The organism is Streptomyces sp. NPDC054047 (assembly GCF_055585065.1).
Genome location: NZ_JBVJKV010000012.1, coordinates 135231 through 162110 on the forward strand (window position 1 = coordinate 135231; position 26880 = coordinate 162110).

26 protein-coding genes and 1 riboswitch are annotated in these 26880 nt (G+C 70.6%); of the genes, 10 read left to right on the forward strand and 16 right to left on the reverse strand.

The genetic code is table 11. The features are described from left to right. Positions 1 to 142 precede the first annotated feature (142 nt). The 3 genes from nagA to ACZ6ZP_RS34675 all read right to left on the reverse strand — a co-directional run bounded on the left by nagA (position 143) and on the right by ACZ6ZP_RS34675 (position 3295). Positions 143 to 1285: an N-acetylglucosamine-6-phosphate deacetylase gene (gene nagA / locus ACZ6ZP_RS34665; protein ID WP_469409753.1), complete on the reverse strand. Its 1143-nt coding sequence runs from the start codon at positions 1283 to 1285 to the stop codon at positions 143 to 145. After that, positions 1285 to 2262: an ROK family protein gene (locus ACZ6ZP_RS34670; RefSeq protein WP_351168547.1), complete on the reverse strand. Its 978-nt coding sequence runs from the start codon at positions 2260 to 2262 to the stop codon at positions 1285 to 1287. Before ACZ6ZP_RS34670 ends, nagA begins: the two co-directional genes overlap by 1 nt. Before the next feature lie 139 nt (positions 2263 to 2401). Next, on the reverse strand, positions 2402 to 3295 hold the full coding sequence (locus ACZ6ZP_RS34675; protein ID WP_469409756.1) for an SIS domain-containing protein: 894 nt from the start codon (positions 3293 to 3295) through the stop codon (positions 2402 to 2404). Between the two features lie 132 nt (positions 3296 to 3427). Here ACZ6ZP_RS34675 and ACZ6ZP_RS34680 point away from each other — a divergent pair, with 132 nt between their 5' ends. Genes ACZ6ZP_RS34680 through otsB form a run of 3 tightly spaced genes read left to right on the forward strand, consistent with a single transcriptional unit; the run spans position 3428 to position 5846 of the window. Continuing rightward, positions 3428 to 4693, forward strand: coding sequence for an ABC transporter substrate-binding protein (locus ACZ6ZP_RS34680; RefSeq protein WP_454429283.1), 1266 nt, complete (start codon positions 3428 to 3430; stop codon positions 4691 to 4693). 9 nt (positions 4694 to 4702) lie between these two features. After that, entirely contained in the window at positions 4703 to 4978 is a 276-nt protein-coding gene (locus ACZ6ZP_RS34685; protein WP_351168551.1) for a DUF3263 domain-containing protein, read from the forward strand. Between the two features lie 16 nt (positions 4979 to 4994). Then, positions 4995 to 5846 carry a trehalose-phosphatase gene (otsB, locus tag ACZ6ZP_RS34690; RefSeq protein ID WP_469409758.1) on the forward strand — a complete coding sequence of 284 codons (852 nt, stop codon included), beginning with the start codon at positions 4995 to 4997 and terminating at the stop codon, positions 5844 to 5846. Between the two features lie 28 nt (positions 5847 to 5874). Here otsB and ACZ6ZP_RS34695 read toward each other — a convergent pair whose 3' ends face one another. The 3 genes from ACZ6ZP_RS34695 to ACZ6ZP_RS34705 all read right to left on the reverse strand — a co-directional run bounded on the left by ACZ6ZP_RS34695 (position 5875) and on the right by ACZ6ZP_RS34705 (position 8751). Beyond that, positions 5875 to 7287, reverse strand: coding sequence for an alpha,alpha-trehalose-phosphate synthase (UDP-forming) (locus ACZ6ZP_RS34695; RefSeq protein ID WP_351168555.1), 1413 nt, complete (start codon positions 7285 to 7287; stop codon positions 5875 to 5877). 100 nt (positions 7288 to 7387) lie between these two features. Then, positions 7388 to 7717: an LAETG motif-containing sortase-dependent surface protein gene (locus tag ACZ6ZP_RS34700; RefSeq protein WP_469409761.1), complete on the reverse strand. Its 330-nt coding sequence runs from the start codon at positions 7715 to 7717 to the stop codon at positions 7388 to 7390. A gap of 89 nt (positions 7718 to 7806) precedes the next feature. Then, positions 7807 to 8751, reverse strand: coding sequence for a glucosyl-3-phosphoglycerate synthase (locus tag ACZ6ZP_RS34705; protein ID WP_351168559.1), 945 nt, complete (start codon positions 8749 to 8751; stop codon positions 7807 to 7809). A 167-nt stretch (positions 8752 to 8918) separates the two neighbouring features. After that, positions 8919 to 9053: riboswitch (SAM riboswitch) on the forward strand. 17 nt (positions 9054 to 9070) lie between these two features. On the opposite strand from ACZ6ZP_RS34705, the gene thrC reads away from it, so the two are divergent. The 4 genes from thrC (at position 9071) to groL (ending at position 13365) form a co-directional block, all read left to right on the forward strand. Then, complete coding sequence (gene thrC / locus ACZ6ZP_RS34710) at positions 9071 to 10387, forward strand: threonine synthase (RefSeq protein ID WP_351168561.1); 1317 nt, start codon at positions 9071 to 9073, stop codon at positions 10385 to 10387. A 110-nt stretch (positions 10388 to 10497) separates the two neighbouring features. Next, positions 10498 to 10773, forward strand: coding sequence for a MoaD/ThiS family protein (locus ACZ6ZP_RS34715; RefSeq protein ID WP_351168563.1), 276 nt, complete (start codon positions 10498 to 10500; stop codon positions 10771 to 10773). A gap of 424 nt (positions 10774 to 11197) precedes the next feature. Next, complete coding sequence (locus ACZ6ZP_RS34720) at positions 11198 to 11401, forward strand: cold-shock protein (RefSeq protein WP_005315736.1); 204 nt, start codon at positions 11198 to 11200, stop codon at positions 11399 to 11401. 338 nt (positions 11402 to 11739) lie between these two features. Beyond that, positions 11740 to 13365, forward strand: a complete 1626-nt coding sequence (gene groL / locus ACZ6ZP_RS34725) for a chaperonin GroEL (protein WP_055551550.1) — start codon at positions 11740 to 11742, stop codon at positions 13363 to 13365. A 55-nt stretch (positions 13366 to 13420) separates the two neighbouring features. Here the strand turns inward: groL and ACZ6ZP_RS34730 are convergent, their stop codons facing one another. Continuing rightward, a complete protein-coding gene (locus tag ACZ6ZP_RS34730) occupies positions 13421 to 15505 on the reverse strand; it encodes an ATP-binding protein (protein WP_469409766.1) in 2085 nt (694 codons plus the stop codon). A gap of 308 nt (positions 15506 to 15813) precedes the next feature. Here ACZ6ZP_RS34730 and ACZ6ZP_RS34735 point away from each other — a divergent pair, with 308 nt between their 5' ends. Beyond that, positions 15814 to 16905 (forward strand): PP2C family protein-serine/threonine phosphatase, encoded by a 1092-nt coding sequence (locus tag ACZ6ZP_RS34735; protein ID WP_351168567.1) that lies wholly within the window; start codon positions 15814 to 15816, stop codon positions 16903 to 16905. Here the strand turns inward: ACZ6ZP_RS34735 and ACZ6ZP_RS34740 are convergent. The 5 genes from ACZ6ZP_RS34740 to ACZ6ZP_RS34760 form a co-directional block, all read right to left on the reverse strand. Continuing rightward, positions 16883 to 18121 carry an esterase/lipase family protein gene (locus ACZ6ZP_RS34740; RefSeq protein WP_361467140.1) on the reverse strand — a complete coding sequence of 413 codons (1239 nt, stop codon included), beginning with the start codon at positions 18119 to 18121 and terminating at the stop codon, positions 16883 to 16885. The two genes, ACZ6ZP_RS34735 and ACZ6ZP_RS34740, sit on opposite strands and share 23 nt — an antisense overlap. Before the next feature lie 299 nt (positions 18122 to 18420). After that, positions 18421 to 19095 carry a Uma2 family endonuclease gene (locus ACZ6ZP_RS34745; RefSeq protein ID WP_469409769.1) on the reverse strand — a complete coding sequence of 225 codons (675 nt, stop codon included), beginning with the start codon at positions 19093 to 19095 and terminating at the stop codon, positions 18421 to 18423. Positions 19096 to 19153: 58 nt separating this feature from the next. After that, entirely contained in the window at positions 19154 to 19966 is an 813-nt protein-coding gene (locus ACZ6ZP_RS34750) for a hypothetical protein (protein ID WP_468615386.1), read from the reverse strand. Between the two features lie 284 nt (positions 19967 to 20250). Then, a complete protein-coding gene (locus tag ACZ6ZP_RS34755; protein WP_468615384.1) occupies positions 20251 to 20514 on the reverse strand; it encodes a DUF397 domain-containing protein in 264 nt (87 codons plus the stop codon). Next, positions 20498 to 21337, reverse strand: a complete 840-nt coding sequence (locus ACZ6ZP_RS34760) for a helix-turn-helix domain-containing protein (RefSeq protein ID WP_468615382.1) — start codon at positions 21335 to 21337, stop codon at positions 20498 to 20500. The genes ACZ6ZP_RS34755 and ACZ6ZP_RS34760 overlap by 17 nt, the downstream gene beginning before the upstream one ends. Positions 21338 to 21452: 115 nt before the next feature. Between ACZ6ZP_RS34760 and ACZ6ZP_RS34765 the strand changes: the two genes are divergently transcribed. Next, positions 21453 to 21665: a hypothetical protein gene (locus tag ACZ6ZP_RS34765; RefSeq protein ID WP_351168579.1), complete on the forward strand. Its 213-nt coding sequence runs from the start codon at positions 21453 to 21455 to the stop codon at positions 21663 to 21665. After that, positions 21662 to 21889, forward strand: coding sequence for a hypothetical protein (locus ACZ6ZP_RS34770; RefSeq protein WP_351168581.1), 228 nt, complete (start codon positions 21662 to 21664; stop codon positions 21887 to 21889). The genes ACZ6ZP_RS34765 and ACZ6ZP_RS34770 overlap by 4 nt, the downstream gene beginning before the upstream one ends. Before the next feature lie 3 nt (positions 21890 to 21892). On the opposite strand, the gene ACZ6ZP_RS34775 is transcribed toward ACZ6ZP_RS34770, so the two are convergent. From ACZ6ZP_RS34775 to ACZ6ZP_RS34790, 4 genes are all read right to left on the reverse strand, one after another. Continuing rightward, the gene (locus tag ACZ6ZP_RS34775) at positions 21893 to 22648 is read right to left on the reverse strand and encodes a polysaccharide deacetylase family protein (protein ID WP_361467129.1); all 756 of its coding nucleotides are present in this window, start codon (positions 22646 to 22648) and stop codon (positions 21893 to 21895) included. A 221-nt stretch (positions 22649 to 22869) separates the two neighbouring features. Continuing rightward, entirely contained in the window at positions 22870 to 24387 is a 1518-nt protein-coding gene (locus tag ACZ6ZP_RS34780; RefSeq protein ID WP_351168585.1) for a PTS transporter subunit EIIC, read from the reverse strand. Between the two features lie 62 nt (positions 24388 to 24449). Further along, positions 24450 to 25457, reverse strand: a complete 1008-nt coding sequence (murQ, locus tag ACZ6ZP_RS34785) for an N-acetylmuramic acid 6-phosphate etherase (RefSeq protein WP_351168587.1) — start codon at positions 25455 to 25457, stop codon at positions 24450 to 24452. Between the two features lie 489 nt (positions 25458 to 25946). Then, positions 25947 to 26870, reverse strand: a complete 924-nt coding sequence (locus ACZ6ZP_RS34790) for a MurR/RpiR family transcriptional regulator (protein ID WP_351168589.1) — start codon at positions 26868 to 26870, stop codon at positions 25947 to 25949. Between the last annotated feature and the right edge of the window lie 10 nt (positions 26871 to 26880).

The following is a 26880-nucleotide window of genomic DNA, read 5'->3' on the forward strand; positions in this document are numbered from 1 at the left end:
CGGGATCAGTGGAGAACGCGCTTGCTGCCGGTCTCTTTCGGGGCTGATCATGCCAAAGAGAAGGCGGTTGGCCCAGGGGTCCGGGCCAACCGCCTTCTCTTCGTTGTCTCTTCAACGGGTGGTGAAATCACCCGAGTTGGGCCTAATTGGGCGCAACCACCCAGTCACCCTTGCGCATGACGCCCACCAGGTCGAATGCCGCGTCCAGGACCACCAGGTCGGCGTCCTTGCCCGGCTCCAGCGAGCCGACCGTGTCGTACATCCCCAGGAGCCTGGCGGGGTTGGCGGAGATGGCCCGCACGACGTCCTCGACGGGCAGGCCGTCGACCGTCGCCGAGCGCTTGAACGCGCGGTCCAGGGTGAGGGTCGAGCCCGCGATCGAGCCGCCCTCGACGAGCCGCGCGACGCTGTCCTTCACCTCGACCTCCAGCGGGCCGAGCATGTACCGCCCGTCGCCGAAGCCCGCGGCGTCCATCGCGTCCGTGATGAGCGCGGTGCGGGACGCGCCCGCGTGGTGGAAGGCCAGCTGGAACGAGGCGGGGTGCAGATGCGTGCCGTCGTTGATCAGCTCGACCGTGATCCGCTCGTCCTCCAGGAGCGCGGCGATCGGGCCCGGCGCGCGGTGGCCCAGCGTCGGCATCGCGTTGTAGAGGTGCGTGGCGACGGTGGCGCCCGCGTCGATGGCCTCCTGCGTCTGCTCGTACGTCGCGTCCGTGTGGCCGATGGCCGCGATCACGCCGTGTTCGGCGAGCAGGCGTACGGAGTCGATGCCGCCCGGCAGCTCGGTGGCGAGCGTGAGCATCTTGGCCCGGCCGCGTGCCGCGTCGATCAGCTTGCGGACCTCGGCCGGGTCCGGGTCGCGCAGCAGCCCCTCGCTGTGCGCGCCCTTGCGGCACGGCGAGATGAACGGGCCCTCGAAGTGGATGCCCGCGATCTCGCCCTGCTCGGCGAGCTCGCTGAGCATGCCCGCGCGCTGGGCGAGGAAGTCCATCTCGCCGGTGACGGTCGACGCGACGACGGTCGTGGTGCCGTGCAGGCGGTGCGTGTGGACGCCCTTGAGTACGTCCTCGACCGTGCCGGAGGTGAAGGAGGCACCGCCGCCGCCGTGGTTGTGGATGTCGACGAACCCCGGGACCACCCAGTGGTCCGGCGCGAGATCGACGACCTCGGCATCCGCGGGAGCGCTCCCGGCAATGCGCGTGCCGTCGACGATCACACGGCCGTTGGAAATGGTCCCGGTGGGCAGGACCACCTGAGCACCGGCGAGGACCTTGCTAGTGGCCATCAGGCGGTTACCTCCGTGGAGTCGGTGGGATCGGTGGGGTCAATGGGGTGATCGGGTGCGCCGAGCAGATCCCAGGCGAGCAGGCCCGCGCCCAGGCACCCCGCGGTGTCCCCCAGGGCTGCCGGGACGATGAGGGGCTGGGTCTGGAACGTGACGATGCGTTCCGTCATGGCCGCCCGCAGGGGTGTGAACAAGGTTTCCCCGGCCTCGGCGAGGCCGCCACCGATGATCAGAGTGTGCGGGTCCAGGAGGGTGAGGGCGGTGATGAGGCCGTCCGCGAGCGCGTCGACGGCGTTCTGCCAGACCTCCCGCGCCCGCGGGTCGCCGGACTCCACGGCCTTCGCGCAGTCCGCCGCGTCCGCCTCCGGGTCGCCGCTCGCCGCCGCCCAGGCCTCGCTCACCGCGGACGCGGAGGCGAGCCGCTCCAGGCAGCCGCGCTGGCCGCAGCCGCAGGGCGGGCCGCCGGGGCGCACGATGATGTGCCCGATCTCGCCCGCGGAGCCGTGGGCGCCGGGCTCGATGCCGCCGCCGATGCCGATGGCCCCGGCGATACCCGTGCCGAGCGGGACGAAGAGGAACCGGTCGGCGCCCTTGCCCGCGCCGATCCGCCCCTCGGCGAGGCCGCCGGTGCGGACGTCGTGGCCCAGGGCCACGGGTACGCCTTCCAGCCTGCGGCTCAGGAGTTCGCGCATGGGGACGTCGCGCCAGCCGAGGTTCGAGGCGTAGACCGCGATGCCGCGCTCGGTGTCGACGATCCCCGGGATCGCGACGCCGGCCGCGGCGGCGGGTTCCCCGAACTCCTTGATGCCGTGGGCGCGGAGGTCGGCGGCGAAGTCGAGGATGGACTCGACCACGGCGTCGGGCCCGCGCTCACGGCCGGTGGCCCGCCGCGCCTCGTACAGGAGCGCGCCGTCCGCCCCGACCAGGGCGGCCTTCATTCCGGTGCCGCCCACATCGAGGGCGATGACATGTCTCACGGGGGACAGTCTCGCGCGTCCCCCGCGAGAGGTCTAGTCCACTTCGGGTGATTGCCGTTCTTCCACGGCGGGTGGGCGGCCCCGAACCGCCGCTTCGCGGCGGATATCACCCACCCACCCGTTCCCCGGCAGTACCGGACTAGCTCAGGATCACGCTTCGCGTCAGGTTCCTCGGGCGGTCCGGGTCGAAGCCTCGGGATTCGGCCAGGGACACCGCCAGGCGTTGCGCGCGGATCAGGTCCGCCAGGGGGTCCGCGTCCTGGTGGGCCACCAGTTCTCCGCCCACGCGGGCCACGTCGCCCGCGAGCCCTTCCGGCAGTGCGCCGAACATCCACGTCACCCGGCCGGGGCCGGTGATGGAGATCGGACCGTGGCGGTACTCCATCGCGGGGTACGACTCCGTCCAGGCCCCGGCAGCCTCCCGCATCTTCAGCGCCGCCTCGAGGGCGAGACCGTACGTCCAGCCGCGGCCGAGGAACGTCCACTGCTCGGCGGCGACCACCGAAGCCGGCAGCGGCTCCGTCACCGCGAGCTCCGCGTCCACCGCTGCCTCGGCGACCGACTTCACGCCGGGGATGTCGCCGAGTCCGGCCCGCAGGAAGGCGAGCGCGGTCGTGGCGAAGCGGGTCTGGACCACCGACTCCTCGTCCGCCCAGTCCAGGACCGCCACGGAGTCGGCCGCGTCCATGATCGGCGTCTTGGGGTCGGCGGTGAGCGCCGTGGTCGGGACCGTGCCCTTCAGCTCGCCGAGGAGTTCGAGGACCTCCGTCGTCGTGCCGGAGCGGGTGATGGCGACCACCCGGTCGTACGTCCGCCCCGAGGGGAACTCCGAGGACGCGAACGCGTCCGTCTCGCCCTGCCCGGCGGCCTCGCGCAGCGCCGCGTACGCGATGGCCATGAACCACGACGTCCCGCACCCGGTGACGGCCACCCGCTCGCCCGGCTCCGGCAGTCCGTCGAAGGCGGCGGCGGCCTCGGCCGCCCGGTGCCAGCAGGCGGGCTGAGTTGCTATCTCTGCTGCGGTACGCGACATGCGTCAAGGCTCCTTGCCGGTGGGACGTCATTGGTACGCCGTTGCACAAGCGATACTGAGGTGGTGTAGACCTCGTGTCCATACGCGAGGGAAAATCGCAGTTCACGTAGATCATCGAGGGTGGGAACAGCTGTGCAGCGGCGCGCGACAGGACTGACCGCGGCGATAGCCGCACTGGGCATGGCGGCGGTGCTCGCCGGCTGCGGCGGTCCGGGCGACTCCGGCGACGTCACCCTCAAGCTGGTGGCCGCCGACTACGGCGACTCCAAGGCCAACAGCTCCCAGAAGTACTGGGACGGGCTCGCCGAGAAGTTCGAGGCCAAGAACCCCGGCATCAAGGTCGACGTCAGCGTCTACTCCTGGACCGACGTGGACCGCAAGGTCAAGGAAATGGTGAAGGCGGGCGACGCCCCCGACATGGCCCAGATCGGCGCGTACGCCGACTACGCCGCGGCGGACAAGCTGTACCGCACCGAGGACCTGGTCTCCATCTCCACCCAGGCCGACTTCATGGCCCCCCTCTCCGAGGCCGGCGAGGTCAAGCGCGTCCAGTACGGCATGCCGTTCGCCTCCTCCACGCGCCTGCTCTTCTACAACCAGAAGATCTTCAAGGACGCCAACCTCACCCCGCCGCAGAGCTGGACCGACCTCGCGGCCGCCGCCAAGACGCTCAAGGCGCGCGGCGTGAAGATCCCCTACGCCCTGCCGCTTGGCAAGGAAGAGGCGCAGGCGGAGACCATGCAGTGGCTGCTCAGCGGAGGCGGCGGCTACACCGACAACGTCGGCACGTACGACATCGACTCCACGCAGAACGTGAAGACCTTCACCTGGCTGAAGGACGAGCTCGTCGGCAAGGGCCTGACGGGCGCCACGCCCCCCGCCAAGCTCGACCGCGCCGAGGCCTTCGCCGCCTTCACGCGCGGCGACGTGGGCATGCTCAACGGCCACCCCACGCTGATGCAGATGGCCGCGAAGAAGGGCGTGAAGTACGGCATGGTGCCGATGCCCGGGGTGAACGGCCACACCCAGGCCACGATGGGCGTCGCCGACTGGATGATGGCCTTCAAGCAGCGCGGCAACCGCGAGGAGATCGGCAAGTTCCTCGACTTCGCCTACAGCACGAAGAACGTCCTGGACTTCTCCCGCGAGTACGACCTGCTGCCGGTGACGAACTCCGCTGCCGAGCAGATGACGGGCAACAAGGACGACAAGGCGCTCGCCGAGTTCCTCGACGAGCTGCCCACCTCGCAGCTCTACCCGGTGGGCAAGACGTCCTGGGCTCAGGTCTCCGTCGACGTCAAGAAGTACATCGGCAAGGCCGTCGACCCGAACGGCAATCCGGCGTCGATCCTCGGTCAGCTCCAGACCAAGGCGGCGACGGAGGAGAACGCGGAATAGCGTGAGGGCATGACCGATGCGAAGGATGCCGATGCCGGGGACGGCCCCAGGGGCGACTCCGGCCTTTCCGAGCGCGACCGCGCGATCCTCGCCCTGGAGCGCCGGGACTGGGTGACGGGACCCGGCGCCAAGGAGCGGGCCGTGCGCGAGCAGCTCGGCCTGGCTCCGGTCCGCTACTACCAGCTCCTGAACGCCCTGCTCGACGACCCCCGCGCCCTCGCCCACGATCCGGTGACCGTCAACCGGCTTCGGCGGGTTAGGGAGTCCCGGCGCGGGGAGCGTTGAGCGTAGGGTCGGGCCCATGGGTGACCTTGTGAACTCCCCCGAGCTGCCCGAGCCCGTGACCCCCGCTGGGCGCGAGGGTCTCGCCGCGCTCCTCGCGCGGCCGGGGAAGGCCGTGATCGCGCTCGACTTCGACGGCACGCTCGCCCCGATCGTGCCCGACCCCGAGCAGGCCCGCGCCCACCCCGGAGCCGTCCCCGCCCTCGCCGCGCTCGCCCCGAAGGTGCTGTCCGTCGCGGTGGTCACCGGCCGCCCGGCGGGCGTGGCGGTGCGCTACGGCGGCCTCGCGGGCGTCACCGGCCTCGAACACCTCGTCGTGCTCGGGCACTACGGAGCCGAGCGCTGGGACGCCGTCTCCTCCACCGTGCACGCGGCCGAGCCGCACCCGGGCGTGGCGTCCGTGCGCGCCGAACTGCCCGGATTCCTGGACACGATCGGCGCCTGGCGCGGCACGTGGATAGAGGAGAAGGGCCGCGCGGTCGCGGTGCACACCCGCCGCGCGCGGGACCCGCAGGCCGCCTTCGAGGCCCTGCGCGAGCCCCTCGCCGAACTGGCGTCCCGCCACGGCCTGATCGTCGAACCGGGCCGCCTGGTCCTGGAGTTGCGCCCCCCGGGCATGGACAAGGGCGTGGCCCTCGCCGACTACGTACGCGAAGTGGGCGCGGAGACCGTCCTGTACGCGGGCGACGACCTGGGCGACCTGCCCGCCTACGCGGCCGTGGAGAAGCTCCGCTCGGACCAGGTGCGCGGCCTGCTGGTGTGCAGCGGCAACGCGGAGGTCGTGGAACTGGCCGAGCGGGCCGACCTGGTGGTGGAAGGACCGCAGGGCGTCGTGGAGCTGCTTTCCTCGATCGCCGCCCAACTGGACTGACCGGCGCGGGGGCCGGGGCCGGGGCCGATCAGGCCCGCAGGGCCCGCAGTTGGTCCAGGAACCACTGGGCCGGGGGGAGCGCCGTCGCAGCCGCCGCGAGGCGTTTCGTGCGCTCCGCCCGCTCCTCCAGCGGCATCGTCAGCGCCGTGTGCAGCGCGGAAGCCGTCCCCGTCACGTCGTACGGATTCACCACGACCGCGTCCTCGCCCAACTCCTCGTACGCCCCCGCCTCCCGGGACAGGACCAGCGCGCAGCCCTCGTCCGAGACCACCGGGACCTCCTTGGCGACCAGGTTCATCCCGTCCCGGATGGGGTTCACCAGCGCCACGTCCGCCAGGCGGTACGCGGCCAGCGACCGCGCGAAGTCGTCCTTCACGTGGAGCACGACCGGGGTCCAGCCCTCCACGCCGTACTCGGCGTTGATCTCGTCCGCGAGGGTCTGGACCGACGCCGTGTACTCGCGGTACACCGCCAGGTCCTGCCGCGAGGGGTACGCGAAGGCCACGTGCACCACCCGCTCCCGCCACTCCGGCCGCGAGGCCAGCAGCTCCCGGTAGGCCAGCAGGCCCCGCACGATGTTCTTCGAGAGCTCCGTCCGGTCCACCCGGACGATCACCTTCCGGTCGCCCCCGCCGCCCACCTGCTCCCGCAGCGCGACGAGCCGCTCCTCCACGTCCGCCCGCCGCGACCGCTCCCGCAGGAAGTCCGCGTCCGCCCCGAGCCCGTGCACGCCGATGCGCGTGCCCGACGTACCGCCGACGACCGCGACGCAGCACTCCGTGAACGCGTCCGCCCAGCGCCCCGTCAGGAACGCCGCCCGGTCGGCGCCCAGGATGCCGCGCAGGAGCTGCTCCGCCACGTCGTCCGGCAGCATCCGGAAGTAGTCCACCGGGGCCCACGGCGTGTGCGAGAAGTGGCCGATGCGCAGGTCGGGGCGGAGTTCGCGCAGCATCCCCGGCACCAGCGCCAGGTGGTAGTCCTGGACCAGGACCGCCGCGCCGTCCGCCGCGCTCTGTGCGAGCGCCTCGGCGAAGGCCCGGTTGTAGGTCTCGTACGACGCCCACTGCGCCCGGAACTCCGGTCCGAAGGCCGGTTCGAGCGGCGTCTGGTAGAGCATGTGGTGGACGAACCACAGGACCGAGTTCGCGATTCCGTTGTAGGCGTCGGCGTGCACGCCCTCGTGCGAGCCCGCGTCGATGTCCAGCATCCGTACGCCGGGCTCACCGACCCCGCGCCGCACGGCCTCCCGGTCGCCGTCCCCCAGCGCCGCGCAGACCCACAGGGCCGATTCACCGTCGGATTCGCCGATCGCGCTGAGCCCGGAGACGAGTCCGCCGCCGCCCCGCTTGGCCGTCAGCTCCCCGTTGTCCTCCAGGGCGTACGTGACGGGGCCGCGGTTGGACGCGACGAGGATCTGTGCGGCGGCGTGCTCGGAGACCATGTGCCGAACCTAGCCCTTCGGGGGAGGACTCAAACGTACGGCCGGGCCCACGGCGGGCCCGGCCGTATACGTTCAAGGAATCAGGGCCCGGCCGCACCGGCTACCGGTCCCGCCTGTAGTCCCTTCTGCTCCTGGCCGCTGCCACCGCCAGCGCGCCCAGGGTGCACAGGGCGATCGCGAGCCCCGCGTACAGCATCGTGTCCGAGTCGCTGCCGGTGTCGGCCAGTTCACCCCGGGTGCCCTGCTGTCCCACGGGCTCGCGCTGCTCCTGCCGCGGGACGGTCCGGGCCTGCACCCGCCGCGGTCGGCTGTCGCCGTCCTGGATGCCCTCGCCGTTCGCGGCGGTGGCGCGGCGCGCCACCACGTCCGCCGCCGCGGCGGGCGCGGTGGCCGCGCCGAGCGCTCCTGCCGTGAGGGTGGCCGTCGCCATGGCCACGGCACCGACGCGTCGCGCGCTTCCCATTACCTGTCTGAGCCACATAAGTGGGGAATGTAGACAAAATGCCCGGTCTGGGGTGGTTACGCCACGCGGCGGGCCGCGTACTCCGCGATGTCGGCCATCGGTGGCCGCTCCTCCGTGTCCACCGCATGGGTGCGCGGCTCGAACCCCCGCTCGCCCCGTTCGAACTGGATGAGCTCGGGGCGTACGAGATGGCCGCGCGCGAGCCGCAGCTGCGCTGTCCGGTAGATCGCCGCCGCCATCCGGCCGAGCGCCTGCCCGTCCTGGTGCCGGTGCTTGCGCACGCCGACGTCGACCTGCGCGAGCGCGTCCAGGCCCACGGTGTGCAGTGCGTCGACGAGCAGGCCCAGCTCCACTCCGTAACCGACGGGGAACGGCAGCCGCTCTAGGAGGGACCTGCGTGCCGCGTACTCGCCGCCCAACGGCTGGACGAACCCCGCCAGTTGGGGCCAGTGCATGTTGAGCAGCGGGCGCGCCATCAGCTCGGTGACCCGGCCGCCCTGACCTGCGGCTGAGGCCAGCGGGCGGTCGTACATCGCCTTCACGAAGTCCACGTCGGGCTCGGTCAGGAGCGGGCCCACGATGCCGGAGACGAAGTCCGCCGAGAACTCCTTCAGGTCCGCGTCGACGAACGCGACGATGTCACCGCCGGTCACCAGGAGCGAGCGCCACAGGACCTCGCCCTTGCCGGGCACGGCCGGGATGCGCGGCAGGATCGCGTCCCGGTGCACGACCCGCGCGCCCGCCTCCCGCGCGACCTCGGCCGTGCGGTCCTTCGAGCCGGAGTCGATCACCACGAGCTCGTCGACGAGGGGGGCCTCCTCGATCAGCTCACGGCGGATCGCGGCGACGATCTCGCCGACCGTCTCCTCCTCGTCGAGCGCGGGCAGGACGACACTCACCGAGGCTCCCGACGCCCGTTTGGCGGCGACGAGTGCGCTGAGCGGACGGTCGGCAACGGACCAGGAACGCCTGGTCAGCCAGCGCTCGGCCTCTTCCAGCACGGGTGGCTCCTCCTGTGTGTGGCCTACATGTGATCCATCTCGCGGTTCGGACGACTATCTCAAGGGTCCAGGCCGTCGGTTACAGTCTTGAACAACGCGGATGACCATCGCATGTCGGGGTCATCGCGCGACAAATGCCCGGAGCCCCTGAAGCCCCGGCGCCATACCGCTCATCCAGAGGGGCAGAGGGATACGGCCCGTTGAAGCCCCGGCAACCATCCCGCCGACCGCGCACGCGAGGTCTCGGTGGGGAAGGTGCCAATTCCGTCTCGTGACGAGATGCGTCACGGGGAAGATGAGGAGAAAGGGCCTCGCCTCCATGGCTGCGCAGACTGTCGCAACGAACGAAACCACCTCTTCGACCCCCTCCAGCAGTGGGTCCGTGGATCTCGGCCCCGCGTCCGGCCTCTCTTGCCGCGAGTGCGGCGAGCTCTACGCCCTCGGTCCGATCTTCGCCTGCCAGGCCTGTTTCGGCCCGCTCGAAGTGGCGTACGACCTGCCGACCGGTGACCCCGAGGCGCTGAGGAAGCAGATCGAGTCCGGCCCCGACAACATCTGGCGCTACGCGCCGCTGCTGCCCGTCCCCGCGGACGTGGCCGAGAAGCCGAACATCAACCCCGGCTGGACCAAGCTGGTCAAGGCCGACAACCTCGCGCGCGAACTCGGCGTCGAGCAGGGCAAGTTGTTCGTCAAGGACGACTCCGGCAACCCGACGCACTCCTTCAAGGACCGTGTTGTCGCGCAGGCCATCGAGGCGGCGCGCGCCTTCGGCTTCACCACCCTGTCCTGCTCCTCCACCGGCAACCTCGCCGGTGCCGTGGGTGCCGCGGCGGCCCGCGCCGGCTTCCGCTCCTGCGTGTTCATCCCGCACGACCTGGAGCAGGGCAAGGTCGTCATGGCCGCGGTCTACGGCGGCGAGCTCGTCGGCATCGAGGGCAACTACGACGACGTGAACCGCTTCTGCTCCGAGCTCATCGGCGACCCGCTGGGCGAGGGCTGGGGCTTCGTGAACGTGAACCTGCGGCCGTACTACGGCGAGGGCTCCAAGACGCTCGCGTACGAGATCTGCGAGCAGCTGGGGTGGCAGCTGCCCGACCAGCTGGTCATCCCGATCGCCTCGGGCTCGCAGCTCACGAAGATCGACAAGGGCCTGAAGGAACTCATCCAGCTGGGTCTGGTCGAGGACAAGCCGTACAAGATCTTCGGCGCGCAGGCCGAGGGCTGCTCCCCGGTGTCGACCGCCTTCAAGGCCGGGCACGACGTCGTACGCCCCCAGAAGCCGAACACGATCGCCAAGTCGCTCGCCATCGGCAACCCCGCCGACGGGCCGTACGTCCTGGACATCGCGCGTCGCACGGGCGGTGCGGTGGAGGACGTGAACGACGAGCAGGTCGTGGACGCGATCAAGCTTCTCGCTCGCACGGAAGGGATCTTCGCGGAGACCGCGGGCGGCGTGACCGTGGGCGTCACGAAGAAGCTGCTCGATGCGGGGCTCATCGACCCGTCGCTGACCACGGTCGTGTTGAACACCGGTGATGGGCTCAAGACCCTCGACGCCGTTGCCGAGACGTCTCAGGCGACGGCGACGATCAAGCCCAGCCTTGAGGCGTTCCGCAGCGCCGGGCTCGCCGGCTAGCCGCCGCAGGGCCCGGCCGCCGTCGCCGACGGACGGTCGTGGTCCGTCCTCGCGCAGTTCCCCGCGCCCCTTGCAGGGGCGCTTCCTCCCCGCATCAAGAGGTGAACCCCATGAGCGTCAAGGTCCGCATCCCCACCATTCTCCGCACCTACACCGGCGGCCAGTCCGAGGTCGTCGCCGAGGGCGCGAACCTCAGCGAGGTCATCGCCGACCTGGAGAAGAACCACGCCGGCATCGCCGCCCGCGTCCTGGACGACCAGGGCAAGCTGCGGCGCTTCGTGAACGTCTACGTGAACGACGACGACGTCCGCTTCGAGCAGGGCCTGGAGACGGCCACGCCGGACGGTGCCGGGGTCTCGATCATTCCCGCCGTCGCGGGTGGTTGATCCTTTAAGGAAATACCCTGCGTAATTGCTGTTGCCCCCTCCGCGAGAGAAGTGGAGGGGGCAATTCCATGTGGTTGAGCGCGGTACAGTTGGGAAGCGAGCTTCCCCGTTTGTGCCCAGCGCATATACGAAGTCGCCCTGAGGGCGACAAGAAGTAGCCAAAGTGCACTGCCCATTTGCCCTTTCCGTGGCATTTGTCTGGCCCGAGTTGCCCTGAATCCCGGTGAATTCTCCGCATATTCCCGATCAGGCGTGCCCAGAATTCTCGTCCGATTGACCTGTTGCAGAGGGCAGTTGGACAGATACATTCAGCCGCGGTCGACGCGTTCCGGCGCACGCCTCCACAACCCATTGGGGGGGTGAGGTCTGACCCGGGTCCGCGAAGTGCGGGTCCGTGCAAGGGCCAGTAATAGGGGAGTTAGGCATGGCTCAGGGCACCGTCAAGTGGTTCAACGCGGAGAAGGGGTACGGCTTCATCGCGGTCGACGGTGGTGCGGATGTTTTCGTCCACTACAGCGCGATTCAGATGGACGGCTACCGCACCCTTGAAGAAGGTCAGCGAGTGGAGTTCGAGATCTCGCAGGGCCAGAAGGGTCCGCAGGCGGACATGGTCAAGCTCGCCGTCTGATCTCGGCGCGATCGGCCAGCGACTTAGCGAGTGACGAGGGGCCCGCATCCCGACAGGGGTGCGGGCCCCTCGTGCGTCCCGGGGCTCGTGCCCCTCAAACGTCGCCGGGGCACGCGCCCCTCGTACGTCGGGGATCCGTAAGAGGCGCTTGCACTCGCAGGGGTCGAGTGCTAATCATTGGGCTTAGCACTCTCTGAGTGAGAGTGACAGAACTTGGATCGGGTCGGTGAGGCTCGCAGGCCGGGTGGGGCAAGGAACCACAAGGCTTGCAGGCCGTCCGTCGCGGGCGCTGGCGCGATCCGGAAGCATGCCACCCCTGTCCGGGAGGACCACTTCACATGGCCAAGATCATCGCGTTCGACGAGGAGGCACGGCGCGGCCTCGAGCGCGGCATGAACCAGCTCGCCGACGCCGTCAAGGTGACCCTGGGCCCCAAGGGTCGCAACGTCGTCCTCGAGAAGAAGTGGGGTGCCCCCACGATCACCAACGATGGTGTTTCCATCGCCAAGGAGATCGAGCTCGAGGACCCGTACGAGAAGATCGGCGCCGAGCTGGTCAAGGAGGTCGCGAAGAAGACGGACGACGTCGCCGGTGACGGCACGACGACCGCGACCGTCCTGGCCCAGGCGCTGGTCCGCGAGGGCCTTCGCAACGTAGCCGCCGGTGCCAACCCCATGGCCCTCAAGCGTGGCATCGAGAAGGCCGTCGAGGCCGTCTCGGGCGCCCTGCTCGAGCAGGCCAAGGACGTGGAGACCAAGGAGCAGATCGCTTCGACCGCCTCCATCTCCGCCGCCGACACCCAGATCGGCGAGCTCATCGCCGAGGCGATGGACAAGGTCGGCAAGGAAGGCGTCATCACCGTCGAGGAGTCGCAGACCTTCGGGCTCGAGCTTGAGCTCACCGAGGGCATGCGCTTCGACAAGGGCTACATCTCGGCGTACTTCGCCACCGACATGGAGCGTATGGAGGCGTCGCTCGACGACCCGTACATCCTGATCGTCAACTCGAAGATCTCGAACGTGAAGGACCTCCTTCCGCTCCTCGAGAAGGTCATGCAGTCCGGCAAGCCGCTGCTGATCATCGCCGAGGACGTCGAGGGCGAGGCCCTGTCGACCCTGGTCGTCAACAAGATCCGTGGCACCTTCAAGTCCGTCGCCGTCAAGGCTCCGGGCTTCGGTGACCGCCGCAAGGCCATGCTCGGCGACATCGCCATCCTCACCGGTGGCACCGTCATCTCCGAGGAGGTCGGCCTCAAGCTGGAGAACGCCGGTCTCGACCTGCTCGGCCGCGCCCGCAAGGTCGTCATCACCAAGGACGAGACCACGATCGTCGACGGCTCCGGTGAGAGCGACCAGGTCCAGGGTCGCGTCAACCAGATCCGCGCCGAGATCGAGAACTCGGACAGCGACTACGACCGCGAGAAGCTGCAGGAGCGCCTGGCGAAGCTCGCCGGCGGTGTTGCGGTCATCAAGGCCGGTGCCGCGACCGAGGTCGAGCTCAAGGAGCGCAAGCACCGCATCGAGGACGCCGTTCGCAACGCGAAGGCGGCCGTCGAAGAGGGCATCGTCGCCGGTGGTGGCGTGGCCCTCATCCAGGCCGCCGCCGTCTTCGAGAAGCTTGAGCTCGAAGGTGACGAGGCCACCGGTGCCGCCGCTGTGAAGCTGGCCCTCGAGGCCCCGCTGAAGCAGATCGCGGTCAACGCCGGCCTCGAGGGCGGTGTCGTCGTCGAGAAGGTGCGCAACCTGACCGTCGGCCACGGCCTGAACGCCGCGACCGGTGAGTACGTCGACATGATCGCCGAGGGCATCCTCGACCCGGCGAAGGTCACGCGCTCTGCCCTGCAGAACGCCGCGTCCATCGCCGCGCTGTTCCTCACCACCGAGGCCGTCATCGCCGACAAGCCGGAGAAGGCGGGCGCTGCCCCGGCCGGCGGCGGCATGCCGGGCGGTGACATGGACTTCTGATCCCCTGCGGATCAGCGGTTCATCGCTTCACGCGAACCGAGGGCGGCACTCCTTCTCACGAAGGGGTGCCGCCCTCGGGCGTTGCCAGGGCGTAGGCGATGCCGTCGTCGATGTCGGTCTCCAGACCCTCGCGGAAGGCGGCTTCGTACGCCGCGTCGCCGATGGCGTCGCGGATGCGCCGCTCGCAGGCCTGGCGGGTGGCCATGAGCTCGGGATCTCCCATCCGGGCGACGCCGCTGGAGCGCCACAGGACGTCGGAGATGCCGAGCAGCCGCCCGGTCTGCTCCGGGTCGGCCATGGCCGAGGTCAGTGCGTCGATGCTCATGGCGGCACCGAAGACGTCGTGGAGCCGCCATTTGATCGACAGGGCGTCACGGGCGTGCCGGGCGGCCGAGGCAGGGTCGCCGTTGCCCAGTGCCACCCTGGAGAGCATGTAGAAGGCGAAACTGCGCATCCACTGCTCGCCGTGCCGCTCGCACTCCTCGCGCAAGGTGTCGGCGCTCTCGGTGGCCCGTTCGAACTCGCCCAGATGGAGTTGGGCGTACGTCACGACAGAGAGCACGAAGAGCTTGATGGCGGGAGAACCGCCGCCGCAGTCGGGGGCGCTGGGCCTCTGTGCGAGAAGGCCGAGCACCCCTGCCGGCTGCCCGGTCAGCACCAGCTGGACCCCTTCGAGGTAGAGAGCGGCGTCGGCCGCCGCCGGATCGTCGATCCGGTCCGCCAGCGGCGTGCAGAGGTTCGCCAGCCGGTCGGAGGCTTCGAGGTCGCCCTGCATGAAGGCCACCGCCCCGCAGGCCCACAGGGCCCAGAAGCGTTCCGGTTCCGGGACCGGGTCGGGGGCCTTGGCGAGGGCCCGGTCCAAGTAGTGGCGGCCTTCGCGCTGGAAGCCGCAGCAGAGCCAGAAGAACCACAGACCGCCGGTCATCTCCAGGCTGTCGCGCGGGTCCGGGTCGGCGAGACAACTCTCCAGCGCCGTACGCAGGTTGGCGTGCTCGGCGGTGCACCGCTCGTACCACGACACCTGGTCGGGGCCGACCCAGTCCCGGCTGCCGGTGCGGACCAGCCAGCGGTAGTAGTCCCGGTGCCGCTGCGCGAGGCGCTGTTCCTCGCCGAGATTTCGCAGCCACTCCGCGCCGTACTCGCGGACGGTGTCCAGCATCGAGTACCGAAGCCCGCGCGGGGTCTTCACCGCTTGCAGGAGCGACTTGTCCACCAGCGCGGACAGCAGCCCCCCGATCTGCCCGCTGCCGAGCGGGCCGCCGGCGCAGACCAGTTCGGCCGCCTCCTGCTCGAAGCCGCCGGCGAAGACGGAGAGCCGGGCCCAGGCGAGCCGCTCCGGAGGGGTGCACAGTTCGTGGCTCCAGCCGATGGCCGTGCGCAGTGTCCGGTGCCGGGGGTCGCTCTCGCCGTGCCAGGCGCCGGACGCGGGGGAGGCGAGTGTCTCGAAGCGGGTGTGCAGGCGCTGCCGGAGTGCGTCCAGGTCCATCTCGGGCAGGCGGGCGGCGGCCAGTTCGATGGCGAGGGGGATGCCCTCCAGACGCGCGCAGATCTCCGCCACCGCCGTGCCGTCCTCCTCGGTGACGCCCGCGCGTTCCATGAACAGCAGGGCCGCGTCGGACAGTCGCGTGCCGTGGCCGTCGACGGGCAGCGGGGGCACGACGATCGCCTGTTCGCCACGGAGGGTCAGGGGGCGGCGGCTGGTGGCCAGGACGCGTACCCCCGGGGCCGCGGTCAGCAGGGTTCGTACGAAGTCGGCGCAGTCGGCGGCCAGGTGTTCGCAGCAGTCCAGGATCAGCAGCAGTTCCTTGTCGGCCAGCCAGTCGGCCACCACCTCGATCGCGGGCCGGGTGCTCTGATCGGCGAGCCGCAGGGCTTCGTACAGGGCGAGCGCCATCAGGGCAGGCCGGCTCAGCTGGGCGAGGTCGACCAGCCACACCCCGTCGGGGAAGTCCTCCCGCAGTTCGGCTCCGGCGCGCTGTGCGAGGCGGGTCTTGCCCACGCCGCCCACGCCGGTCAGCGTCACCACGCGGGCGTCGGCCACAGCCAGGGCGACGGCCCGCAGTTCGGGCCCGCGTCCGACGAAACTCGTTGTCTCGTCCGGCAGGTTGCCCACCTGCCGGCCCTGCCCGGATTTCCACATGCTGGCCTCCCCGTCCGGCCGCTCACCCCTGGGGGCCTCTTCCGGCCCCGCAGCCGCTGCTTCCCGCCGCCTGAGTCTGCTCTCCGTCACGGTCCCGGGCGTGCGGATGTCGTGAGATGCCTATTTCTCCAGGCAAGACGCTCTGTTCACCGCATTGCGGTGTCAGGCCCGATCATCTGCCGACTACTCCGGTCAACGCACCTGGGAAGGAGCGCGGTTGGGCCATAGTGACCGTCAGTCGTCACGCAGCGTGAATACAGGGGTGGGGTCGGGCCATGCCCGCCGGCAGGTGGCGCCGGGAGGCAGACATGAGGAGATGGCGCAGCAGGGGCGGCCTTCTGGCGCTCGCCCTGGGGGTGAGCTTCCTGTTCGCGGTGCTCGGCACGTCCGTCAGCGGCTGGCCGACCGGGGTCGCCGTGCTGCTGATCGGTCCGGTGCTGGCCGGTGTCTGGTCCAGTGCGCGGCGGACCGCCGTGGTGGCCGGATGGACGCTGCTGCTCGCGACGGGTACCGGCGTCCTGCGGCGTCTGGTGGGGACGCCGGGTTTCTGTCTGGAGTTCGTGGTCCTCCTGGCGGGCGGGGTGCTCGCCGTCCACAATGCCGCCCGGCATGCCGAACGGGAGGCGGCGCTCGCCCGGGTCACGGAGGTGGCGTGCGCGTCGCAGAGCGCGCTGCTACAGCCCCTGACGGTCGAGGTCGGCGGGATCGAGGTGTGCACCCGGCACCACAGTCCGGTGCGGGAGGCCTCGGTGTGCGGGGACCTGTACGACGTCGTCCACACGCCGTACGGACCGCGGCTGTTCGTCGGTGACGTACGAGGCCACGGCCTGGAGGCGCTGCGGACCACCGCGGCGGCGATGCGGGCCTTCCGCGACCTCGCCTATCTCACCCCCGGCCTGGCCGAACTGGCCACGGCCCTGGACGCCCGGCTCGCCGCGGACCTGGGGCCCGAGGACTTCGTCACCGCCGTCCTCGCCGAGTTCGCGCCCGGCGAGGTCCGCCTCGTCAACTGCGGCCACCCGCCGCCCCTGCGGGTGGGCAAGCAGGTCAGACTCCTCGAACCCCCGCAGCCCGCGCTCCCGTTGGGGATGCGGACGACCCCGCTGCCGCACCGGGTCTACCTGCAGCCGGGGGAGCGCCTCCTGTTCTACACCGACGGCCTGAGCGAGGCCCGGGACGGCGACGGCGTCGACTTCCCGCTCCTCCCACGGGCGGCGGAGGCGCTGGCCGAGCCCTCGAACTCCGATGCGCTCGACGCCCTGTACGCCATGGTGATCGAGCACACCGGCCGCCCGCTCACGGACGACGTCGTTCTCGTCCTGTGCCGGGCGACCGGTGTGACCGAGGCTCCGCTGACGGCCTGCCCCCGGGAGGGCGTCAGCCCGGAAGCCGGTCCATGATCCAGGTGGAGAGCTCCTCGGTGACCAGGGTGTGGCCCTCGTTCTGCGTGGAGCAGAAGTACTCGTCCAGTTCGCTGTCCTCGGACGTCTCCGGGAAGGGCTCGTAGAGCTTCTCGCGGGTGTCGATGTCGCGCAGGGCGACCGCGCTGACGGCGGGGACGAAGCAGTGTTCGCGGATCTCGGCCTCGGAGCCGAGGCCGATGATGGCGGGGATCTTGTTCAGCTCGTCGGCCAGGATGCCGAAGCCCTCCAGGGTGCCGCCGGGTGCGCCGTCGATCTCGGGCATGCCCGAGACGCGGATCTGCGGCTTGCGCAGGGTCACCACCCGCAACTGCGCGACGAGTTGGTCCTCCCCGGTGGGCTGGGTGTAGAGGTGGGTGCCGGTGATGGCCAGGCCCTTGCCGCGGAAGGCCCGTACGCCGGGGGCGATGGTGTTGCCGGCTCCGGTGCGCACGCCGTTGGCGACGCCGATCTTCTTCGGGCGCCTGGGCCAGCCGCCGACCCGCTCCAGCTCGGCGAGGAACTCGATGCGCTCCTTGTCGGTCTCGGGGCTGTCGTCCCACTCGGAGATGTGCTGCCACAGGAGCTGGCGCGCTGCCGGGCTGTTCATCTGGTTCGAGAAGGCGGCGTTGAGCCGCCGGATGTAGTGCGCGAACGACTGGAGCGCGATGGGAATCCAGGCGCCGCGGTGCGGGCTGTCGAAGGAGAAGTACAGCTCGGTCTGGTGGTCGACGCTCTCGTGCTCCATCTTGGCGAGCGCGTACCGCGCGACCAGGCCGCCCATGCTGAAGCCGCCGACGGTCAGCGGGTGGTCGCCGACGCGCCGCGCGATCGCCTCCTGGATCGCCGACCTGGCGGCCTTGGCGTTCTCCAGGATCGAGGCGCTGCGCTCGTCGAAGCCGAGCAGGATGACGTCGTAGCCGCGCTCCCGCAGCTTGCTGATGAACGGGTACGGGCCCCGCTCCAGGATCTCCCACGAGAAGTCCAGGTCGCTCGGCCCGGTGTTGAACCCGTCCGCGAGGATCACCGGCTTGGCGAGCCCGTGCTTGGGGTTGGCGAGGTACACCCAGGCCCTGCCCTCCGGCAGGGTCCACTCCTGGTCGGGGGTGGGCGCGGCTTCGGAGATCTCCCTGGGGCCGGGGGCCAGCGTGATGTGGGCGGCGGCGCCCAGGGCCTCGGAAATCTGCTGTTCCGTGGGCTCGTTGGACTCGGTCATGAAGGGCCCCTCCGGTTGGTCGTTTCGATGACGGCAGGTGCCATCCTCGATACGCGCCGTAGTCGCCGGAAGGCGGTCGCGGGGATTCACCGGGTGAGCGGGGTCATTTCGGACAGTGGAGGGGTGGCTGTTTTCACCTGTGCCGGACCGGGGCGCCGGACCCTTGGCCGGGGCGAGGGTGCGCGCGGCGGTCACGGGTGTGGCGTGGCGGGCTTCGTCTCGGTCAACTTCTGCTGGGTGGGGGCGGGGAAGTATGTCCCGAAGGTGACCCGGGGAGGGGGCGGGCTGGGGTGGGGCGGTCAGTCGGCGTAGTCCTTGAGCGCTTCGGTTTCCAGGGTGATGGCGACGGGGGCGGGGATGCGGACGGTGGAGCCGTAGTGGAAAGAGCGACGGCTCTGATAGACGCCGTTCTCGGGAGAGCTGTATACGACGACGGTGTGGTTGTCACGGTCGATGAGCAGGTGGACGGGGATGCCGGCGTAGGCGTAGGCGCGCGGCTTCTCCTGGCGGTCGCGGCGCTCGGTGTCCCGATCGCGGGAGGTCACCTCGACGGCCATCAGGACGCCGGCGGGGGACGCCCACTCCTCTTGCCCGGCGAAATAGCCGACGGGAGCCAGGGCGCCATCCGGTTTGATGCAGCCCTTCCTGTACGTGTCGATCCGCAGCCCTTGCTCGGGATACAGGGCCAGTTCGGGGCGCTGCATCATGCACCGACGGAGCACCCACATGATGATCTCGCCGTGGTCGCCGTCCGGCACGGGCTTGACCTCAAGTTTTCCGTCGATGAGTTCGAGCGTGACCGTCTCGGGGGCCACGCGGGCGAGCTCCTCGAAGTCCTCGATGTCGATCGGGCCGTGCTTGACGTACACCCTGCCGTCGAGGAATTCGAGAGACACGGTCTCCGGTGCCCGGCGGGCCAGCTCTTCGAATTCCTCGACGGACATCTGGGGGCGCTCATCGGTGCCAGGGGTCATGGTGGTGCCTCCTCCCTTCCATCGTGCCCCGGCTGTGTGCCTTCGACCGTTGGAGCGCTCATGCGTGTGTCCTTTCGCGTGGGCTGCGGGCGGCGCGTACGGCTGCCGCGTGGGAGTGGACCGCTGCAGGCGGCAGGAGTGCCGCTGTGCGGGGTGGTGCGGGTTCGCCCCGGCACGGGCCGCAGACGCCGCCGGGCAGGGCCTCGGGGCGGCCGGGGGTGCCGCATCTGCCGCACTCCAGGACGCGGAGGGCGGGGCGGAGGGCTGGTTCCGGCGGGAGTTTCGTCGTGAGGCGGCTGCGGATGAGGGCCGCCGGGCTGTGGACCGGGGTGGGGAGCCCTGCGGTCAGGGCGCGGAGGACGTCCGGCTCCGTGGCGCCGCGCGTGAACCACTCGGTGAGCTGGGGCTCCAGGGCGACGCAGTCCGCGTACGAGAGGGAGAGCGCGGGGGCCGTCCGGCCGAGGGCGGCGAGAAGGATGAACGCGCGGCTGCGGGTGGGGTGTCGGGGCCGTCTTTCCGGCTCCGGCTCCGGCACGTCGCCGCGCGTGAAGGCCGCCCACCAGGCGTCGTCCCGCGCGGTGCGCGAGAACCACGTTCGAGTGATCCAGCGCGCGCTGCCACTTCCGTGCACGTGTTCCCTGCCGCGCCTCAAGTGCCCAGCGGACTGGAGCCTGTTGAGGGCCGTGCGGAGGGCGCACTGCCCGTACGGGAGGTGCTTGGCCAGGGTCTTTACGGAGATGTCCGCGCCCTCCGGCAGCCGGTCGACGGCGGCTGCGATGGCTGCCTCGCGGGGCGGGAGGTGGGCGAAGTCGTGGTTCGTACGGGGCCGTTGTTCGGGCGCCGAACGCTTTCCGTAACCCGGACTGGCCATGGGGTGCGGGTCTGCGTGCGCAGGGCGGGGGGCGGCACTAAGCTTGGCGTCAGCCATGGATCGAACGTCTCTTTCGATCGTGATGGTTAAACCCCCGCAGGTGTTTGCCGACACCGGGCGGGGGTTGTTCGTTATTCGGGCACGCTAGAGCGTCGTCACACTGCGTGGCAAGTCGAAGCCCGAAAGTGATCGGCTGTGCCAACTCCAAGGGAGGGAGGGCGGGTTGAGGCCCGCCTCCCGTTCCTTGAAAAGAGTGCTCGGGGCTGGTGGCTTGAGCCTCGGGGTCAGTTGTTCTTGAGGTCCGCGACGAATGCGGACCAGCTGGCGGCCCGGAACACGAGCTTCGGGCCGGTGGGGTTCTTGGAGTCGCGGACGGGGACGATCTCTGGGTGACCGTCGGCCACTTCGAGGCAGTCGCCGCCGCTACCGCCGCTGTACGTGGCTTTGCGCCAGGTGGCGACCTCCAGGCAGTTGCCGCCGTCAGGGCCGCTGTACGTGGATTTGTGCCAGGTGGCTGTGCTCAGGTCGTACTCAGGGCTGGTCCTCATGGGTGTAATCCTCTGCCACTGATTCGATCAGAGCCAGGGAATCGTGTGGGGACAGCGCGCTGGCTCCTAGTAAATCGTAGGCCAAAGTTTGGCGTGCGACTGTGGCTGGGTCGTCCTCAAGGCGCCCGATTTCCACTCCCTCTGCGTAGGCAAGCGGGGGTGCGTCCTCAAAGGTCATGAGCTTTAGGGAGCCTTGTGTGATCGGGTGGGCTCCAGCCGAGAAGGGCATGACCTGCACGATTGCCCGGTGACGCCGCCCGAGCGCGGCGACGTGGTGCAGAGCGTCGGCCATCACTGCAGGACCTCCGACCACCCGGCGGATTGCTGCCTCGTCGAGTACCGCCCACAACAGCGGTGTTGTTGGGTCGCGCAGGATGTGTGCTCGTTCCAGGCGGGCTTCGACCAACTCGTCGATGGCATCCGGCGTTGCTGTCGGGCGCCCATTCCGGAACATGGCTCGCGCGTACCCCTCCGTCTGCAGCAACCCCGGGATCAAAAGGGGGGCGTACTCCCTGATCCCCGTAGCGACCGCCTCCGCCTCAGCCGCCTCAGCGAAGTGATCCGGGTACTTCGACCTCGCCACAGCCCTGCAATTCCGGGCGAAGAAGCCCCCCGTATCCAGCACCTCGTCGAAGTGCTGGGCGTACTCCATGTGCATCCGCCGCGTCCCGGCCTCCAGCTGGCCGATGAAGGAGCCGCTGACGAACAGCGGCGCACCCAACGCCTCCTGGCTCATCCGCTTCCGCTCCCGTGCGTGACGGAGTTCGCAGCCGAGGAGGGCGCGGGGGTTCGACGAGGGATCGAGGTCCTTGGGGCGTGTCATCAGCAACTCCTCATCCAACAAGGCGGTTTGTTGGGACGCCGTTGCTTCTCAGGCTACGCAGCGACGGACACGCTTAGTGAGGAAACAGCAACACCCAGTGTGAGAGGCGGGGCGCATGGCGCTGACGGCGGAGGAACGGGTGCGGGCGGCGGAGGAGGCCGTCCGGCAGTTGAGAGCGGGGCTCGAAGAGGTCGGCGTCACGCTGCCTTCCCTGCGGATGGACCCGTTGACGGCAGCGGCGGAAGGCGCGCTGCCGTTGGTGGAGTTGGGGCGCTGCAACCTCGACACCGCGCTGCGGCTCGCCGCCGTACTGGAGAGCGCGCGGTGAACGACGACGATCCGAGCGTGCCGGAGGCGGGGACGTACGCCGTCGACTTCCGGGACGGCAGCGTCGGGCAGGTCATGGGGTGCGAGGGCGGGCTCGTACAGCTGAGGCCCCTGAACGGCGGCCGGGAGTGGGACTGCCCGCCGGAGAAGGTCGGGCAGGCCCCGCCGGGCGAGGTGTTGCGGGAGAGGGTGCGGCAGCTCAACCGGGAGCGTCGGCTGCCGTGAGGGTCAGCGGACCGGGAAGCCGAAGGTGTAGCCCTGGCTCTTGAGCTTGGGAAGGAGCGTGCGCAGGGCCTCGACGGTCTGGGTGCGGTCGCCGCCCGCGTCGTGGAAGAGGAGTGTCGGCCCGTTGGGCAGCTCCCGCTCGACGGTGGCGACGATGGCGGCCGTGCCTGGGAGCTCGAAGTCCTTGGTGTCCACGTTCCAGCCGAGCGGGCGCATGCCCCGGTCGGCGGCGAGCTTGCGGCTGTAGGGGGTGAACGCGCCGCCGGGCGCGCGGTAGTACATCGGCCGTACGCCGCCGGACGCCTTGGTGATCATGCGTTCGGCGTCGAGGATCTGCTTCGACTGGTAGGCCTTGGAGTCCTTGTCCATGCCGGTGTTGTGCGACACCGAGTGGTCGCACAGCCGGTGCCCGGCCGCGACGACCTTCTTCACCATGTCCGGGTGGGCCTGGGCCTGCGTCCCCACCATGCAGAACGTGGCCTTCACGTCGTACTCCTTGAGCACGGCGAGGACTTCGGGCGTCCACTTGGGGTCGGGGCCGTCGTCGATGGTGAGGTTGATGCCGCGCTCACCGGCCTGCGAGGCGTGCGCGATGGTCGCCGAGACCGGTTTGACGGCGCTGGGCTTCTTCGCCGCCGGTGAGTCCGTGGTGCCGGCCTGGGCGCTCCACACCCCTGCGCCGGTGGCGAGCATCGTCACCCCGAGCGCAGCCCCGATGACTTTGCCGTACCAGCCACGCCCGCCACTGTGCCGTGCCATGTCCGCCCCTTTGCGTCCCGTCCCTTGCCGCACCCCGGTCACTCGCGGCCACCTGGCAGGACGAGGTTCGGGGTCCGGAGGATGCACCGGGTCCGAGTCCGTTACCGATCAAGGACAATTCCGGGGAACTTCGCGGACAACTCCCCGAGGGGAAGCGGCGAGAACGGGCGAGGACGGCACCCGCGGCGCGGGGTGCCGTCCTCGTGAGGTCGAGCGGTGGGTCAGACCGCCGCGGGCGACTTGGCCGGGTCGGCCGGGTCCGCGGACGGGGCGGGCGAACCCGCGACGACCTGCTCGTGGGCGGTCGTGTCGACGTTCAGCTCGGTCAGCATCTGCTTGCTGAAGCCGAAGAAGTACGTCGCGAAGAAGCCCACCACGTAGCCGACCAGGAGGCCGCCGCCGTAGATCGCGACGGTCAGGCCCAGGCCCTTGTTGCCGTCCAGGAGCGGGAACAGCGCCCAGCCGGACGGGCCGATCGCCGTGGAGCCGACCTTCTCGCCGATCATCGAGAAGAAGCCGATGAACGCGCCGCCCGCCGCGCCGCCCACGCACGCCGTGATGAAGGGGCGGCCCAGGGGGAGCGAGACGCCGTAGATGAGGGGCTCGCCCACGCCCAGGAAGCCGGCCGGGAGCGCGGACTTGATCGTCGTACGGATCGAGGTGTTGTTCTTCAGGCGCTTGAACACCGCGATCGCGCAGCCCACCTGGCCCGCGCCCGCCATCGCCAGGATGGGGAGCAGGACGGTGAAGCCCTGCTGCTCGATGAGCGTGGTGTGGATGGGGATCAGGGCCTGGTGCAGGCCCAGCATGACGAGGGGGAGGAACAGGCCGCCCAGGACCAGGCCCGCGAACGCGCCCGTGTTGTCCAGGAGCCAGTTCGCCGCCGTGCCGATGCCGGTCGAGACCTCGCCCGCGAGGAACATCAGGCCGAAGATCGTGACCAGGCCGGAGAGCAGGACCGTGATGGTCGGGGTGACCAGGACGTCCAGCGCCTCCGGCACCCAGCGCCTGCACCACTTCTCGATGTAGGTGGCGAGGACCGCCGCGCCCAGGGCGCCGAGTACGCCGCCCTGGCCGGGCGAAAGCTTCTGACCGAACGCCTCGATGTTCGCGACACCCGCGTAGACGATGATCGCCGCGACCGCGCCGCCCAGGATCGGCGTACCGCCGAACTCCTTCGCCGTGTTGTAGCCCACGAACACCGCGATCAGCGCCATGAAGCCGGAGGCGATGGCGGCGAGCGCCGGGGTGATGCCCGGCAGCCACTCCAGGTTGATCAACAGGCCGTTGATGCCCGCGATGATGCCGCAGCCGATGAGGGCCGGGATCAGCGGCACGAAGATGTTCGCGATGCGGCGCAGGAAGAGCTTGAAGGGGGTCGAGTTCTTCGCCTTCCTCGCCGCCCGGATCTCGGCTCCCTGCGCCGCCAACTCGTCGGCGGTGAGGGTGTGTTCGGGCGCGGCGGTCGGAGCGGCCGAAGCGCCCTCCGCCACCAGGGCCTCGAACTCCGGGGTGACGCGGGCGACGGTGCCCGGGCCGAGGACGATCTGGTACGTGTCGTCCTCGACCACGCCCATCACGGCGGGCAGCGCCTTCAGCGCCTCGTCGTCGACCAGCGAGCGGTCGGCGAGGCCCAGGCGCAGGCGCGTCATGCAGTGGGCGATGGACGTGACGTTCGAGGCGCCGCCGACGAGGGGGAGGATCGCGGCGGCTGTGGCGCGGTTCTTGTCAGTTGCCATGGTGCGGGGTGCCTTGCTGTGTGCGGGGTGGCGCTGTTCTTCAGCGGCTCGGGGGAGGTGAGTCAGGTGGTGCGGGGCGTGCCGGGCGTGCGGGTCGTGCGCGCGGTGTCCAGGGCGGCCCTGAGGTGGCCGTCCGAGGAAGCGAGCAGGTCGGCGGCCGTGGGGCCGTCGACTCCGCCGAGGATGGTGAGGATGGCGTTCTTCACCTCCCCGTCGGTGGCGGCGAGGGCGGCCTCGATCTCCTCGTCCGAAGCGCCGGTGGCGAGGGAGACGATCCGCCGCGAGCGGGCGCGCAGCTTCTCGTTCGAGGCGCGTACGTCCACCATCAGGTTTCCGTAGGTCTTGCCGAGGCGGATCATCGTGATCGTCGACAGCATGTTGAGGACGAGCTTCTGGGCGGTGCCCGCCTTCAACCGGGTGGAGCCGGTGAGCAGTTCGGGGCCGACGACGACCTCGATGCCGTGGTCGGCGGCTGCCGCGAGACCGCTGTCCGCGTTGCAGGAGAGGCCGATGGTGAGCGCGCCCTTTGCCCGCGCGTGCTCGACCGCGCCGATCGCGTACGGGGTGCGGCCCGACGCCGATACCCCGACCACCACGTCGTCGGCCGTGAGCCGGAGCCCGTCCAGGTCCTCGGCCGCGAACTCCTTGCTGTCCTCCGCGCCCTCGACCGCCGTGACCATGGCGCTCGGGCCGCCCGCGATGAGGCCGACGACCTCGGCCGGGTCGGTGTTGAAGGTGGGCGGGCACTCGGAGGCGTCCAGGACCCCCAGGCGCCCGGCCGTCCCCGCCCCCGCGTAGATGAGCCGCCCGCCGCGGGCCATGCGCTCGGCGGTGCCGTCGATGGCGGCGGCGATCGCCGGGAGCTGCTCGGCGACGGCCGCGGAGACCGTGGCGTCCTCGCCGTTCATGATCTTCGCGATCTCCAGCGTGGGCTGCCGGTCGATCTCGGAGAGCTCGGGCCGGAACGCCTCGGTGGTGAGCGTGTCCAGCTGGGCACGGAGCTCGCCGTACGTCTCGCCGTCTCCGGGGGTGGGGGAGGGGTTGGGGTTGGCGTCGGTCGTGGAGGTCATGGGGTGCGGCTCTTTCGTGTGCGGCGGGGGGTGGCGGGTTGCGCTGGGCTTGTGGCGGGCCGGTCGGGGTTGGTGGCGGGTTGCCCTGGGCTCGTGGCGGTCGCCGCTTGGGGCTCGTGGCGGGTTGCTCTGGAGTCGCGGCGGGGTGCCCGGGGCTCGCTGCGGGTTGCCCCTGGGCTTGTGCTGGTCGCTCTGGGCTGGTGGTGGGTTGTTGTGGGCTTGTGCGGGTTGGTCGGGGCTCGTGCCGGGTCGCTCTGGGCTGGTGGCGGTTCGTCTGGGCTCGTGCGGGTCGGTCGCGGCTCGTGCGGGCCGGTCGGGGTTGGTGGCGGGTTGTTCTGGGCCCGTGCGGGTCGGGCGGGGCTCGTGCCGGGTTGTTCTGTGCTCGTGGCGAGTTGCTCTGGGCTGGTGGCGGTTCGTCTGGGCTCGTGCGGGTCGGGCGGGGCCCGTGCGGGTTGCTCTGGGGGCGTGCGGGGCCCTCTGGGAGGGGGCTCAGCGGTTGCGGGTGCGGGGGCTGTGGCGGTGTGCGAGTGCTTCGTACGAGGCGGCCAGGGCGGGGGCCGCGGTCTCGTAGGTCCGCTGGGCGACGCCCACGAACAGGCAGTCCACGACCAGCAGCTGGCTCGTGCGCGACGACATCGCGGCGGGCCGCAGCTCGCTCTCGCGCGCGGTGGAGGTGGTCAGTATGTGATCCGCGTACTGCGACACGGGGCTGCCGGGGCGCCCGGTGATCGCGATGGTCGTCGCCCCGCGCTCGAAGGCGACCCGCAGCGGCTCGATGACGTCACCGGTGGACCCGGAGTGCGTGATCGCGATCGCGACGTCCTTGGAGTGCAGGGTGACCGCGTTCGTGACGGCCAGGTGCGGGTCGGAGTGCGCGTGGGCGATGTGGCCGATGCGCAGCAGCTTCTGGGCGAGGTCCTGGGCGACGAGGCCGGAGGCGGCGACTCCGTAGATCTCGGTGCGGGGGGCGACGGCGAGCGCGGCGACGGCCGCCCCGAGCTGCACGGTGTCGAGGCCGCCCGCGGTGTCGGCGAGGGTCTGCTGCTCGTCGTACGCCAGCTTCGCCACGACGTCCGCGATCGGGTCGTCGACGGCGATGTCGGCGGTGACGGCGGGCGCGCGGCCCGACTGCTGCTGGGCGGCGAGTCCGGCGAGGGCGAGCCGCAGGTCGCGGTAGCCGGGGTAGCCGAGGAGGCGGGCGGTGCGCACCACCGTGGCCTCGCTGGTGCCGGTGAGCTCGGCGAGGCCGGTGACCGTGAGGGCCGCGCAGCCTGCGGGGTCGCCTGCGACGGCTTCGGCGACCAGCTGCATGGAGCGGGTCATGGACGGGGCGAGGGTGCGCACCTTGGCCGCGAGGGCGGCTGGGGCGGGGGGCGCCGCGCCCGCGAAAATTTCCTTCACGTCATTGGTCACGCTTGAAAGA

Bases quoted from the DNA above. Each gene is read 5' to 3' on its own strand.
- nagA (WP_469409753.1), bottom strand. From the start codon at position 1,285: ATGGCCACTAGCAAGGTCCTCGCCGGTGCTCAGGTGGTCCTGCCCACC.
- ACZ6ZP_RS34675 (WP_469409756.1), bottom strand. From the start codon at position 3,295: ATGTCGCGTACCGCAGCAGAGATAGCAACTCAGCCCGCCTGCTGGCAC.
- ACZ6ZP_RS34685 (WP_351168551.1), top strand. From the start codon at position 4,703: ATGACCGATGCGAAGGATGCCGATGCCGGGGACGGCCCCAGGGGCGAC.
- otsB (WP_469409758.1), top strand. From the start codon at position 4,995: ATGGGTGACCTTGTGAACTCCCCCGAGCTGCCCGAGCCCGTGACCCCC.
- ACZ6ZP_RS34695 (WP_351168555.1), bottom strand. From the start codon at position 7,287: ATGGTCTCCGAGCACGCCGCCGCACAGATCCTCGTCGCGTCCAACCGC.
- ACZ6ZP_RS34700 (WP_469409761.1), bottom strand. From the start codon at position 7,717: ATGGCGACGGCCACCCTCACGGCAGGAGCGCTCGGCGCGGCCACCGCG.
- thrC (WP_351168561.1), top strand. From the start codon at position 9,071: ATGGCTGCGCAGACTGTCGCAACGAACGAAACCACCTCTTCGACCCCC.
- ACZ6ZP_RS34715 (WP_351168563.1), top strand. From the start codon at position 10,498: ATGAGCGTCAAGGTCCGCATCCCCACCATTCTCCGCACCTACACCGGC.
- ACZ6ZP_RS34720 (WP_005315736.1), top strand. From the start codon at position 11,198: ATGGCTCAGGGCACCGTCAAGTGGTTCAACGCGGAGAAGGGGTACGGC.
- groL (WP_055551550.1), top strand. From the start codon at position 11,740: ATGGCCAAGATCATCGCGTTCGACGAGGAGGCACGGCGCGGCCTCGAG.
- ACZ6ZP_RS34730 (WP_469409766.1), bottom strand. From the start codon at position 15,505: ATGTGGAAATCCGGGCAGGGCCGGCAGGTGGGCAACCTGCCGGACGAG.
- ACZ6ZP_RS34735 (WP_351168567.1), top strand. From the start codon at position 15,814: ATGAGGAGATGGCGCAGCAGGGGCGGCCTTCTGGCGCTCGCCCTGGGG.
- ACZ6ZP_RS34740 (WP_361467140.1), bottom strand. From the start codon at position 18,121: ATGACCGAGTCCAACGAGCCCACGGAACAGCAGATTTCCGAGGCCCTG.
- ACZ6ZP_RS34745 (WP_469409769.1), bottom strand. From the start codon at position 19,095: ATGACCCCTGGCACCGATGAGCGCCCCCAGATGTCCGTCGAGGAATTC.
- ACZ6ZP_RS34750 (WP_468615386.1), bottom strand. From the start codon at position 19,966: ATGGCCAGTCCGGGTTACGGAAAGCGTTCGGCGCCCGAACAACGGCCC.
- ACZ6ZP_RS34755 (WP_468615384.1), bottom strand. From the start codon at position 20,514: ATGAGGACCAGCCCTGAGTACGACCTGAGCACAGCCACCTGGCACAAA.
- ACZ6ZP_RS34760 (WP_468615382.1), bottom strand. From the start codon at position 21,337: ATGACACGCCCCAAGGACCTCGATCCCTCGTCGAACCCCCGCGCCCTC.
- ACZ6ZP_RS34765 (WP_351168579.1), top strand. From the start codon at position 21,453: ATGGCGCTGACGGCGGAGGAACGGGTGCGGGCGGCGGAGGAGGCCGTC.
- ACZ6ZP_RS34775 (WP_361467129.1), bottom strand. From the start codon at position 22,648: ATGGCACGGCACAGTGGCGGGCGTGGCTGGTACGGCAAAGTCATCGGG.
- ACZ6ZP_RS34780 (WP_351168585.1), bottom strand. From the start codon at position 24,387: ATGGCAACTGACAAGAACCGCGCCACAGCCGCCGCGATCCTCCCCCTC.
- murQ (WP_351168587.1), bottom strand. From the start codon at position 25,457: ATGACCTCCACGACCGACGCCAACCCCAACCCCTCCCCCACCCCCGGA.